Origin of the sequence: Actinophytocola oryzae (assembly GCF_004364325.1) — a bacterium.
Classification (GTDB): domain Bacteria; phylum Actinomycetota; class Actinomycetes; order Mycobacteriales; family Pseudonocardiaceae; genus Actinophytocola; species Actinophytocola oryzae.
This window is the reverse complement of record NZ_SOCP01000038.1, coordinates 19,154-30,728: the sequence shown is the minus strand read 5'-3', so window position 1 is coordinate 30,728 and position 11,575 is coordinate 19,154. Positions and strand designations below refer to the sequence as shown.

At 70.3% G+C, this 11,575-nt stretch carries 9 protein-coding genes; 1 reads left to right on the top strand and 8 read right to left on the bottom strand.

Annotated elements, in window-relative coordinates; genetic code table 11:
• Nucleotides 1-163: 163 nt before the first annotated feature.
• The 8 genes from CLV71_RS47085 to eccD form a co-directional block, all read right to left on the bottom strand.
• Nucleotides 164-469 carry a hypothetical protein gene (locus CLV71_RS47085; protein WP_133909505.1) on the bottom strand — a complete coding sequence of 102 codons (306 nt, stop codon included), beginning with the start codon at nt 467-469 and terminating at the stop codon, nt 164-166.
• A gap of 6 nt (nt 470-475) precedes the next feature.
• The gene (locus CLV71_RS47080; protein ID WP_133909504.1) at nt 476-931 is read right to left on the bottom strand and encodes a YbaB/EbfC family DNA-binding protein; all 456 of its coding nucleotides are present in this window, start codon (nt 929-931) and stop codon (nt 476-478) included.
• Nucleotides 924-2,576, bottom strand: coding sequence for a hypothetical protein (locus tag CLV71_RS50375; RefSeq protein WP_133909503.1), 1,653 nt, complete (start codon nt 2,574-2,576; stop codon nt 924-926). The genes CLV71_RS47080 and CLV71_RS50375 overlap by 8 nt, the downstream gene beginning before the upstream one ends.
• Nucleotides 2,577-2,583: 7 nt before the next feature.
• Nucleotides 2,584-4,767, bottom strand: a complete 2,184-nt coding sequence (locus CLV71_RS47070) for a hypothetical protein (RefSeq protein WP_133909502.1) — start codon at nt 4,765-4,767, stop codon at nt 2,584-2,586.
• Nucleotides 4,768-4,817: 50 nt separating this feature from the next.
• The gene (locus tag CLV71_RS48295) at nt 4,818-5,420 is read right to left on the bottom strand and encodes a hypothetical protein (RefSeq protein WP_166664553.1); all 603 of its coding nucleotides are present in this window, start codon (nt 5,418-5,420) and stop codon (nt 4,818-4,820) included.
• Nucleotides 5,421-5,491: 71 nt separating this feature from the next.
• Nucleotides 5,492-5,788 (bottom strand): hypothetical protein, encoded by a 297-nt coding sequence (locus CLV71_RS47060; RefSeq protein ID WP_133909501.1) that lies wholly within the window; start codon nt 5,786-5,788, stop codon nt 5,492-5,494.
• A gap of 50 nt (nt 5,789-5,838) precedes the next feature.
• Nucleotides 5,839-6,120: a hypothetical protein gene (locus CLV71_RS47055; RefSeq protein WP_133909500.1), complete on the bottom strand. Its 282-nt coding sequence runs from the start codon at nt 6,118-6,120 to the stop codon at nt 5,839-5,841.
• A 101-nt stretch (nt 6,121-6,221) separates the two neighbouring features.
• The gene (gene eccD, locus CLV71_RS47050; protein WP_133909499.1) at nt 6,222-7,448 is read right to left on the bottom strand and encodes a type VII secretion integral membrane protein EccD; all 1,227 of its coding nucleotides are present in this window, start codon (nt 7,446-7,448) and stop codon (nt 6,222-6,224) included.
• 139 nt (nt 7,449-7,587) lie between these two features.
• Here eccD and eccCa point away from each other — a divergent pair, with 139 nt between their 5' ends.
• The gene (gene eccCa, locus CLV71_RS47045) at nt 7,588-11,562 is read left to right on the top strand and encodes a type VII secretion protein EccCa (RefSeq protein WP_133909498.1); all 3,975 of its coding nucleotides are present in this window, start codon (nt 7,588-7,590) and stop codon (nt 11,560-11,562) included.
• Nucleotides 11,563-11,575 lie beyond the last annotated feature (13 nt).

The window sequence follows — 11,575 nt, the reverse complement described above, 5'->3', positions numbered from 1 at the left end:
AACGCCATCCAACCGTCCGACGACGCCTCGAGATCCTTCTCGTCACCCTCCGGCCACGGCATCCCCACCGTCACCAACAACAACTTCTGCAAGGATTCGGGTAGATCCGTCACAGCAAACCCACCCTCCTCCTCGTGTCGTGAAAACGATCAGCGTCCGGGAACTACTTGCGGACGTTCTCCCCGTTCTGCGTGTCCATGCCCTGGAGCTGACCCGGGATCGACCCCACGTCCGCGGCGGAGACCTTCAGGTCGTCGATCGCCGACGACACCTGGTCCATGAAGGACTCGCAGTTCGGCACGTAGTTGTCCGCGAACTGCTTGCCCTGTTCGTCATCGCCCCAGCAACCCCAGTGCTGCATCAGGATGTCGCGCAGCTTCTCGAAGTTCTCGCCAAGCGCGTCCGTGTCGTCCGACAGGCGCCTAGCGGCGGCGATGAGTCCGGGGATGTCCGCACCGGTGATCGACATGACAGCCTACCTCTCCTTGTCCTTCGTGGACTGCTTCCCTTGGTCGAACAACCCGTTCATGTCACCGAAGATGGGACCCAGCAACGACTCCGCGACGGCCTGGAGGTCGGCCTTCCCCGCGGCGATCTCGGACATCTTCACCCCGGGAAGCGAGTCGCCCAGGTGTGCGTCCAGCTTCTCCATGAACTGGGTGCGTCCAGTCTGGACGGTCTCCACGATCGCGTGGGCCAGCTCCGCGGGCGCCATCGAGCGGAACTTGTTGGTGAGGAACTTCATCCCGACCAGCTCGCCCCGCACGTCGAAGGTCATCGCGATCGAGCGGTCCTTCGACCGGACGGTCTCGTCGCTCTCCGCCAGCTGCTGCCGCAGGTTGGCCAGCTTGTCCTTCTCACGTTCGAACGCCTTCATCGCGGCTTCGGTGGCCTCGGCCACCGACTTGGCATCGAAAGGGCGGTCAGTCATCGTCTTCTTCCTTCCTCGACAGGAAATCCATGGGCAGTCGCGGCAGCGGGCGCACCGGCGCCGGTGGCTCCCCGTCGGTCCCGGCGGGAGGCGCGGCACGCCTGCGGCGGCCGAGTACCGGGAACGGGTGCTCCTCCGCGTCCCACGACGCGGGCGACTCCGGTGCCGGTCCCCTGCCGGCGGTCGTCCTGGCCGTGCCACCCCCGCGTTGCTGGGTCGACGGCAGCGGTCCGCCGCCACCAGCCATCGGCGCCCCCATGCCGCCGCCTTCCGCCGCGCCCGGGGCAGCGCCGGCCGGCCGGGGGGCCGCGACGGTCTCGCCGGAGTTGGCGAGCACACCCGCCGCGGACGGCTGCTGCGGCACCGGTGTGCGTCCCGGCACCGGATCGGACAGCGGAGCCGACGACACCGGCGGCCGGCTCGCCACGGGACCCTCGCTCAGCACCGGGGCCGCCGGCACCCGCCCGGCCGGCGAGGTCGACACCGGGATGGACGTGCCTCCGGCGACCCCGGCGGAAGCTGGGGACGCGGCTGGTGGTGTGGCAGGAGCCGGCGGTGCGGGCACCGGCGTCACGGGCACCGCGGTGGCGCTCGCGGTGACCTCGGCGGTCGCGGTCGTGGTCCGCGTTGCCGCCTCGTCCTGCGGCGCCACGTCGGCCCCGGCCGAGAGTGTCTCCGTCAGCACGTCCGGGGCCGGTCCGCTGGTCAGCTCGGCCAGCCGGATCTCGTCCGGGGCGACCCCCGGCCGCTCGGCGTCCACAGTGGACACGACGGGATCGTCGTACGGGTCGGTCGTCCGGGTCTGCGGCCTGCCGATCGACGGCGGCATCGCGGCCACCATCGGCGCCCACGCCGGTGGCCCGCCGCCGCGGAGCCGTGCCGGTGGCCCCGCCGCCGCTGGGCCCATGCCGGCTGCCTCAGGAGGCGCTCCCCGGCCGAACACCGCGCCGAACGGTCGCGCCGGTGAGCCGCCACCCGTCACCACGGCAGGGCCCACACGTGTGCCTGTGAAGAATCCGCCGGCCGGTGCGGCGGTGAACGACCCGGGTCCGGTGGCCGCCGCGTCGGAGCCGGTGTCGACGTCGAACGTCGGACCTTGTTGGTCCACACCGGTACTGGTCAACGTCACGACCGGGGGCGCCGGCGCTCCGGCGAGCAGTGCCGGGTCACCGGCGATCGTCTGTCCGACGTCCTCGTAGGCCGCCGCGAGGTCGGTGAAGATCTGCCTGGCCTGCTCGTCGGATGGTGCCGGGTCCGCGCCGGTGTCCTGGTCGCGTTGCAGCCGCAGGTCGTTCAGTCGCCGCTGGGCGGCGGCCAGAGCGTCACCGGCCCGCCGGAACAGGCTCCCGTAGTCGGGCCCCCGCAACAGGTGGTCCACCGTGACCGCGATGTGCTCGACCCGCGAGCTGTAGCCGTCCGAGGTGGCGCCGTACCAGGCGGCGTCGACGGCCTTCGCCTGCTTGCGGAACTCGTCCGACACGTCCTGCAGCCGCCGGTGGACCTCGTCGAAGCCCTCGGCCCGCCGGTACCAGCCCTGCGGGTCGGCCGGGGCGACCATCGCCACGATCTGGTCGAGGTCGAGCAGGTCCGGCGAGGGGTCGGCGGGAGGCGCCGGGGTGTCCGCCGTACGTCCGATGACGTCCACGCCTCGCCTACTTCCTGCCGAGCACGGACGGGGGTTCCTCGTCCTCGTGGTCCTGCCACGTGCCGTCCTCGGCCTGCAGCCAGGTCGCCGGCTCGCGCTCCTTCTGCTGCCCCATACCGCCGCCGCCCATGCCACCCATGCCACCGCCCATGGGCATGCCACCCATCGGCATACCCATGGACCCGTCGGCGCCCGAGGGCATCACGGGCGAGCCGGAGAGACCGGCGGTCAGCGGTGCACCGGCCGTGACAGCACCGGACCCGGTCGCGGGGACCAGTCCTGCCTTGCTCGCCAGGTCCGTGTCCAGGATCCCGTCGCCCTGCGGGCCGACGGCGCCGTCGAGCGGCGCAGGTCCCGGGACGTCGACGCCGGGCAGTCCGCCACCACCGCCGCCACCGCCGGGCAGGCCACCGCCACCGGGGCCACCGCTCGACAGGTCGGGCAGTGTCGACGAGCCGCCACCCAGTGAGTCCACACCGGACTGGAAGCCGGGCAGACCCGCGATCGCGCTGTCCGCGGCGTCCTTGGCGTCCTGGAGGCCCTGCGCGTACGCGTCGTCGCCGCCGTAGCCCGGCAGGCCCTCGATCGCCTTGTCGACCGCGTCCATGGCCTCGTTCTGCGGTGTCGTGCCGGAGTCGCCGGACGTCCCGTTCAGGTAGTCCTCGAGGGACGAACCGGTCGAGGAGTCCGCGAGGCCGTCGATCGCGTCGTTGGCCGCCTGCCGCGCGTCGTCCAGGGCCTTCTGGCGGTCCTCCTCCTCGGACGAGCCCGTGCCGCTCGACGGGTCCGTCGACTCGGTCGCGGGCGTGTCGCCACCGGTCAGGTCGTCCGTCGGGGACGAGCCGTCGTCGGTGGGCGGGCACAGGCTGTCGATGGCGTCGTTCGCCGCCTTGCGGGCGTCGTCGAGGGCCTTCTTGCGCTCCTCCTCCTCGGACGAGCCGGAGCCGCCCGAACCGGAGGAGCCGGTGCTCGGCGTCGAGCCGCCCGCGCCGGGGTCCGTCGCACCGCCGGTGCCGCCTCCGGTGCCGCTGCCGGTGGTTCCGCCACCGCTCGTGCCGCCGCCCGCACCGGTGCCCGACGTGCCGCCACCCGAGCCGGTCGTGCCGCTGCTCGGGACGGTGCCGGCGCCGGCGAGCGCGTCGTTCGCGGCGTCCTGCGCGTCCTGGAGTTGCTGGTCGTAGGCCGGGTCGGACGTGGTGCCCGTCGCGTAGGGATCGCTGGAGGCCGCGTACGGATCGGACGCCAGGCCGTACGGATCGGTGGTGTCGGGCGTGCGGGTCAAGGTGTCGAGGTCCGCGTCCGTCTGGGGCTTCAGCCCGGCCTCCGTCACGTCGCCCGCGCGGTACTTCTCGGTCTCGCCGGACTCCAGGTCGTCGTCCGGTGTGCGCACCTTGGTGTCGAGGGGCTGGCCGTCCGTGCCCGTCAGGGGTTTCTTGTCGGCCTCCGTCACGTCGCCCGCGCGGTACTTCTCCGTCTCACCGGAGTCCGTCGAGCCGTCCGGGGTACGGACCCTGGTGTCCACCGGGTTGCTGTCCGCGGCTGTCTCGGCGGCGCCGAGCGTGAGCGTCGAGAGGTCGCCGCCGCGCGACTCGAAGCGGCTGCGCAGGCCGCGGAGCTGTTCCCGCAGCGAGTCGTAGAGCGCCACCTCGACGTTGTTGTAGCCGTCCTGTGCCTCGGCTATCAGGCTGTTGACCTGGTCGACCGAGGTGGCCGCGTCGATGGCGTCCTGGTAGCTCTTCGCCACGGACGCCTCGGCGTCGTGCGCGGCCCTGACGAGGTCCCACCACTGCTGCGCGAAGCCCTGGATGTCGTGGCCGACGTTCCCGACGGTCGCGGCGAAGCCGCCGCCGTTCGCGGAGTCGTAGATCTCCTCGCTCTGGTTGTAGATCCTGCTCGCGAAGTCCAGGAAGGAGTCCGCGGCCGCGCCGACGAAGTTCCCCTTGATGTTGTTGTACTCGGTCTGGAAGGCGGCGTTGACCTCGCCGAGAGCGTCGACCGCGGCGGCCAGCTTGTCGGACAGCTCGTACCACCGCTCCGCGGCCGCGTTGTGGCTGAGGTCCGCCCATGCCGAACCGTTGTGGGTGAGGTCGGCAACGGCACCGTCGAGCTGCGGCCAGGTCTCGTACTGGTTGACGTCCCAGGACGGCGACGCGGTCTGGTCCTGTCCGGCCAGTGAAGTGTCGTCAGCCATATCTCATTTCCTCACAACGGTTTCAGCCGGCGGTCTACGTGCTCGGGTGGTCAGCCCATGTTGGAATAGTCGTAGTTCGAGTCGCCGTCATCGTCATCGTCGTCGTCATCGTCGTAGCCGTCGCCGTCGTCGCCGTCGTCGAAGGCGTCACCCTGGCCGTCGACGTCGTCGTCACCACTGTCGTCACCACCGTCGCCGGAGTCGTCACCAGCGTCGGCGTCGGTGTCGTCGGTGTCGTCGGTGTCGTCGGTGTCGTCGGTGTCGTCGGTGTCGTCGGTGTCGTCTTCGGAGGTCGGGTCCTCGCCGTTCGCGATGGCCGTGGTGTGGTCGGCGACGGTGGTCTTCAGGTCGGCGACCGCCTTGTCGACCTCGGCCGAGTTGTCGCCGTCGGTGTTCTGCAGCCGGTCGGCGACCGTGTGCAGGCTCTCGCAGATGTCGGTGAAGGTCACCTTCAGCACCTGCGCCTGCTGCCGGAGCGCCTGGATCCGGTCGGACACGCGGCCCTGCAGCCAGGTCGCCGTCGGGAACTCACCACACGTCGGCGCCCCGTCCTCCAGGTCGTCGAAGGCCCTCATGACGTCCGAGGTCATGATGCCGTCGATCCGGTCGGCGGACTGGCGCAGCATGTCCGGGTCGATGTTCGTCTGTGTCATGTCAGCAGCTCCTTGACGATCCTCTGTGGATCCCGGGACGGGCGTGTACCCCACACGCCCGTCCCGGGAGGTCAGAACAGCTTCGCGAGGTTGTGGTCGAGGTGCTCCAGCTCTTCGCTGCCGTCCTTCACGTTGCCCGCGACACGGTGGAGAGTCTCGGTGCTCTCCTCGAGCTTCGCGGCGATGTCGTCCGAGCACAGGCCGTACGACTCGGAAGTGTCGCCGAGGAAGAACTCCTTGTTCTTCTGCACCTGGCCCGCGAGGTCGAGCATCTGCTCGGTGATGTGCGTGTTCGCGTTGAACATGTCCTGCACGGTCTGGTGCAGAAGGTCGTGGTTGTACAGGATGAATCCATCATCTCTGACCATTACTGGGCCTACCTTTCCCGCGGATATCGGATCGTGGGTCTCGTGTGTCGTCAGCGGATGACGTTGTCCACGTCCTGCTGCATCATCTTGGTCTTGGTCGTCTCGAGGTTGCCGATCATGGTCTCGAGGTCCCCCAGGATGAGGCCCATCTTCTCGTCCCAGTCCGCGTGCACGTTGACCAGCGAGTCGACCATCTGGTTCTTGTTCTGCGTCGACGCGTCGACCACCACGTTGGAGATCGAGGTCCGCTGTTCGGTGATGAACTGGTGGACGTCCTTGTGCCCCTGGATAACCTGGTCGAACGTCGTCTGGTCCATCTGGGTCAGGGCCATTGTTTCCTCCTCTGTCGTTTCGACACTTGTATGGAACACCGGATATCCGGGGCGGTGGACCATATTGGACTGTCAGCGTGGAACGCTAGGGTCTTCCCCCGTCAGTGCGTCAGGGCGAACGTCGCCCCCAGCACGGCGGACAGCGCCGCGAACCCGAACAGCCCCGACGCCACCCATCTCGGCACGGCGCCGCCCAGGTACCTGGCACGCAACAGGACCACGGCCGCGAACACCGCGTAGCACACGATCGAGACCATGTCGGGTGGCCAGAGCGCCAGCAGGAACGCCGCTGAGGCAAGGCCGATCCCGACATGCAACGCACACGCGTGCACCGCCGCCGCGTGCGCGCGGTCCACCACCAGGTTGTTCCCGGTCTCCTGGGCGGAGTCCTCGGCGGTTTCGTCGACATCCTCGCCGTCCGATGTGGACACCGGGTGGACGCCGACCGGTAGCAGTGGTATCGGTACTACCGCCAGCAACGAAGCCACGGCGGGGATCGCGAAACCGGCGAGCAGTGCCACGGCCAGCCCGGCCATGGCGGTCCGCGACGTCCCGAAGGTCGTCGCGGCATCCACCGCGGCGGCGATCGTGACGAGCAGCACCGCGACACCGGCGCCGACGAACAGGGCGGCCCCGTCCGCGACCGCGAACAGGCCGGCACCCAACGCGGCCAGCGCGCCGATCCCCGCGGCGACGAGCCGCGACTGCCACGGCGGCGACGGTTCGGAGACCGCCACGAGAAGCCAGCACGCCACGGCGACATGTGCCGTCGCGACGCCGGCCAGCACGGTGCCCATTACGGCGTCCGCGGCGGCTCGCGCGGCGAGCGCGGCACCCACCATCACGACGAGTCCCACACCGCCCGCCACCGCGGCCGGCAGCACGACGCCGCCTCCGGACACCAGCAACACCAGTCCGGTGAGCATGCTCGCCACGAACCCGGCCAGCAGCATCGACTTCGTGGCCATCGGCGACCAGCCGCCCCGGTCGCCGCGGACCTGTTCCCCGACGCCGTCCACGACGTCGTCGTAGTCGATCGGCGCCAGCTTCTCCGCACGTGCGTGCAGCTCCAGCACCGTGTCCTCGGTCAGCTCCAGCTCGGCCGGTGTCCGCTCCTCGTCGAGGACCGGTCCACCCGGTCGGCGCACCACCCACCCTTCGTGGTCGACGCCCCGTTCCACGGCATCGGTGCCGAAGCGGCCCAGTACGACGGGCAGCACGTCACCGAGCGGCACCCCACCGGGAACCGCCAGCTCCGTCGTGCTGTCGTCGAGCGTGAAACGTAGCCGTGTAACGATATTTGTGCGATCCTGTGTCTGCTGTTCCATCGGGTTGTCCGGTCTCTTCCTCGGTAAAGCGAGAGCCAGCGACGAACTGGACGGTAGCCACCACGACGCCGGACCACACCGGCATCGACGGCCGCTGACCAGGGCACTCGGGAAACCACCCAGGAAGGGACAGCACGCCGTGGGGACCGTATTGTTCAGCCGGAAGGCGCGCCGGTTCGGCCCGTCCACACCGGACGACGAGATCGCCGTGCAGGAGCCGCCGTCGGTGCCGGAACAGGCGCCCGGCGGCATCAGTTCGGTGTTGATGTACGCGCCGATGAGCCTCAGCTCGCTCGCCATGGTGCTGATCTTCATCCGGCCCGGCTCCGGGCTGATCGCCTACATCGGCGGTGGCGTCATGATGCTGGCGTCCATCGGCATGCTGGTCGCGCAGTTCATGCGCACCGGCGTGCAGCACAAGCAGAAGCTCGCCGGCGACCGCCGGGACTACCTCCGCTACCTGACACAGCTGCGCCGGACGGTGCGCAGGTCGCTGGACAAGCAGCAGCGCGCGGGCCGGTGGTCGCACCCTAGCCCCGACGCGCTGTGGTCGATGGCGATGAGCTCGCGGCTGTGGGAACGGCGGCCGGCGCACGAGGACTTCGGCGACGTCCGCATCGGGCTCGGCACCCAGCGGGCCACCTTCAAGCTGGTGCCACCGGAGACCCGGCCCGTCGAGGAGCTGGAACCGTTGTCCGCACACGCGTTGCGCCGGTTCATGCGGGCGTACACGTCCCTGCCCGACGCGCCGATCGCGGTGTACCTCCGCGGGTTCGCCCGCATCCAGCTCCACGGTGACGTCGAGGCGGCACGCGGGCTCGCGCGAGCCGTACTCGGGCAGGCGGCCACCGCACACGGCCCCGGCGACGTGCGGATCGCGGTGTGCGCGTCCGACGAGGCCCGTCCCCACTGGGACTGGGTCAAGTGGCTGCCGCACGCGCACGACCCCGACTCGCGGGACGCGGCCGGGCCGAGGCGACTGGTCACCGACAGCGTGACCGACGCCGAGAACCTGCTCGGGGGCGGCGCCTTCACGGGGCGGCCGGGGTTCGAGCCCGACACGCCGATCACCGCGTCGGAACCGTTCGTGATCCTGGTGCTGGACGGCGTCACCGCCGCGGCGGAGCACCGCGTCGGCGAGGAGGGCTACCGCAACGCGGTCGTGCTGGACGTGTCCGGTGCGCTGTCGTGGCAGGACCGCACGCACACGCTGTTCCTGGAGTTCGGCGCGAACCTCGTGAGCAGCGTGACGTTCGACCGGCTCGGCAACCCCGACGCACGGCCCGTGTGCACACCGGACGACATGACCGCACGCGCGGCGGCGACGCTGGCGCGGACCATGTCGCGTTACCGGGTCGGTGAGGCCGAGGTCGCCGAGGAGCCACTGGCCACCGACTACGACCTCCCGGTCCTGCTCGGGCTCGGCGACGTCCGCGGCTTCGACCCCATGCGGTACCGGGCGGACCGGATGTCGGCCAGGCGGCGGCTGCGGGTGCCGATCGGCATCGCCAGCAACGGCCAGCCGATCGAGCTGGACCTGAAGGAGTCCGCGGAGGAGGGCATGGGTCCGCACGGCCTGTGCGTCGGCGCCACCGGCTCCGGCAAGAGCGAGTTGCTGCGCACGCTGGTCATGGCGCTCGCGACCACGCACTCGTCCGAGGACCTGAACTTCATCCTCGTGGACTTCAAGGGTGGTGCCGCGTTCCTCGGGTTCGACCAGCTGCCCCACACCTCGGCGGTCATCACCAACCTGTCCGAAGAGCTGGAGCTGGTCGACCGCATGCAGGACGCACTCACCGGTGAGATGAACCGCCGCCAGGAACACCTGCGTGCCTCGGGGAACTACGCCTCGCGCCGGGACTACGAGGCCGCGCGGGCACAGGGCGTGCCGCTGGAGCCGATGCCCGCGCTGTTCATCGTGGTCGACGAGTTCTCCGAGATGCTGTCCAGCAAACCGGAGTTCATCGACACCTTCGCCATGATCGGCCGACTGGGCCGATCGCTCGGCGTGCACCTGCTGCTCGCCTCGCAGCGACTCGACGAGGGACGCATCCACAAGGTGGAGACCCATCTGTCCTACCGGATCGGCCTTCGCACGTTCTCCGCCATGGAAAGCCGCAGCGTCATCGGTGTCCCGGACGCCTACGAACTGCCGAAGAGCCCTGGCAACGGCTACCTGCGGCCGGACACGCAGACGTTGGTGCGGTTCAAGGCCGCCTACTCGTCGTCGGTCTACCGGCCGGCACGCGCACGTGCCCGCGGCCTGGTCAACGAGCAGCTGGTGCCGTTCGGCACCGGCTACCTGCCGCCCGCGGCGCAACCGGCCCCGGTGCAGGAGGAACCGGAGGAGGAGACGCCGTCGCAGACGATGCTGGACATCCTGATCGAGCGGCTGCGCGACCTCGGCCCGCGTGCCCACCAGGTGTGGCTGCCGCCGCTGCGTGAGTCGCCGACGCTGGACCAGCTCCTGCCACCGCTGGTGAACCACCGGACCCTCGGCCCACGCCCGGTCGGCGGCTACGGCACCGGGAACCTGACCGTCCCGGTCGGACTGGTCGACGTGCCCGCGCAGCAACGCAGGGAACCGCTGCTCGCCGACCTGTCGGGCAGCAAGGGCAACGTCGCGGTCGTCGGCGCCCCGCAGAGCGGCAAGAGCACGGTGCTGCGGTCCATCATCAGCGCGCTCGCGCTCACCCACACCGCGGCCGAGGTGCAGTTCTACTGCCTGGACTTCGGCGGCACGCTGTCGTCGCTGGCGAAGCTGCCGCACGTGGGCAGCATCGCGAACCGGCTCGACCGGGACCGGGTCACGCGGACCGTGCTCGAGATCTGCAACCTCATGTCACGCAGGGAGAAGCTGTTCGCGGAGCACAACATCGACTCCATGCAGAGCTACCGGCGCGCCCGCGCCAACGGTGAGCTGGAGGTGAAGGACCCGTACGGCGACGTGTTCCTGGTCGTCGACGGGTGGTACACGATCCGGCAGGACTTCGACGAGGTGGAGGACCGGTTCACCGAGCTGGCCGCGCGTGGCCTGTCGTTCGGCATCCACCTGGTCATCGCGGCGGGCCGGTGGTCGGAGATGCGGCCGTGGCTGCGGGACGTGCTCGGCACGCGGTTCGAGCTGCGGCTGGGTGACCCCATCGACTCCGAGGTCAACAGCAGGCTCGCCGCGAAGGTGCCGGCGGTGCCGGGACGTGGCATCACCAAGACCCTGCTGCACTTCCTCACCGCGCTGCCGCGCATCGACGGCAGCGGCACGACCGACGACCTCGCCGAGGCCACCGTGGAGATGGCGGAGTCGCTGGCGCTGCCCGGCGGCCCGAAGGCGCCGAAGGTCCGGCTGCTGCCGCACGAGCTGCCCTCGGCGAAGCTGCCGAAGCCGACCGCGCCGTCGCCGACCGCGGACATGCGGATGGCACTGGGCATGGAGGACGTCGCCCTGGCCACGCAGTGGCTGGACTTCGACGCCAACGCGCACCTGCTGGTCTTCGGCGACGCGGAGACCGGCAAGACGAACCTGTTGCGGCACATAGCGAAGTCGGTCGCCGCGCACTACGGGCCGGGTGAGGCCAGGGTCATGTTCGCCGACTTCCGCCGCGAGCTGCGCGACACCATCCCCCAGGAACACCAGATCAACTACACGGTCGCCTCGGACGGCTTCCGCGACGCGGTCAAGCAGGCGGCCGAGCTGTTGGCCTCACGCGTCCCCGGCCCGGACATCACCCCGGACCGGCTGCCCAAACGCGACTGGTGGACCGGGGGGCGCCTGTTCATCCTGGTGGACGACTTCGAGCTGGCCGAGGGCGGCACGGATCCGTTGGCACCGTTGGCACCGCTGCTCCAGCAGGGTTCGGACATCGGTCTGCACCTGGTGGTCGCGCGCAGCACCGCCGGCGGCGCCCGAGCGATGATGAACCCGACGTTGCGGCGCATGTGGGAGCTGGGTGCCCCGGCACTGATGTTCTCCTGCCCGAAGGACGCGGGTTCCTTCCTCGGGACGCTCAAGCCGAGGACGCTGCCGACCGGCCGCGTCCAGTTCGTCAACCGCCGCCGGGCGGTTCGACTGGTCCAGACCCCGCTGGTGCCTGGCGCGCCACGACGCTCGGAATAGCAGAAAGGCGCGG

Excerpts from the sequence above, each read along its gene's own strand:
- CLV71_RS47055 (WP_133909500.1), bottom strand. The coding sequence starts at position 6,120 with ATGGCCCTGACCCAGATGGACCAGACGACGTTCGACCAGGTTATCCAG.
- CLV71_RS48295 (WP_166664553.1), bottom strand. The coding sequence starts at position 5,420 with ATGACACAGACGAACATCGACCCGGACATGCTGCGCCAGTCCGCCGAC.
- eccD (WP_133909499.1), bottom strand. The coding sequence starts at position 7,448 with ATGGAACAGCAGACACAGGATCGCACAAATATCGTTACACGGCTACGT.
- CLV71_RS47060 (WP_133909501.1), bottom strand. The coding sequence starts at position 5,788 with ATGGTCAGAGATGATGGATTCATCCTGTACAACCACGACCTTCTGCAC.
- CLV71_RS47085 (WP_133909505.1), bottom strand. The coding sequence starts at position 469 with ATGTCGATCACCGGTGCGGACATCCCCGGACTCATCGCCGCCGCTAGG.
- CLV71_RS47070 (WP_133909502.1), bottom strand. The coding sequence starts at position 4,767 with ATGGCTGACGACACTTCACTGGCCGGACAGGACCAGACCGCGTCGCCG.
- CLV71_RS47080 (WP_133909504.1), bottom strand. The coding sequence starts at position 931 with ATGACTGACCGCCCTTTCGATGCCAAGTCGGTGGCCGAGGCCACCGAA.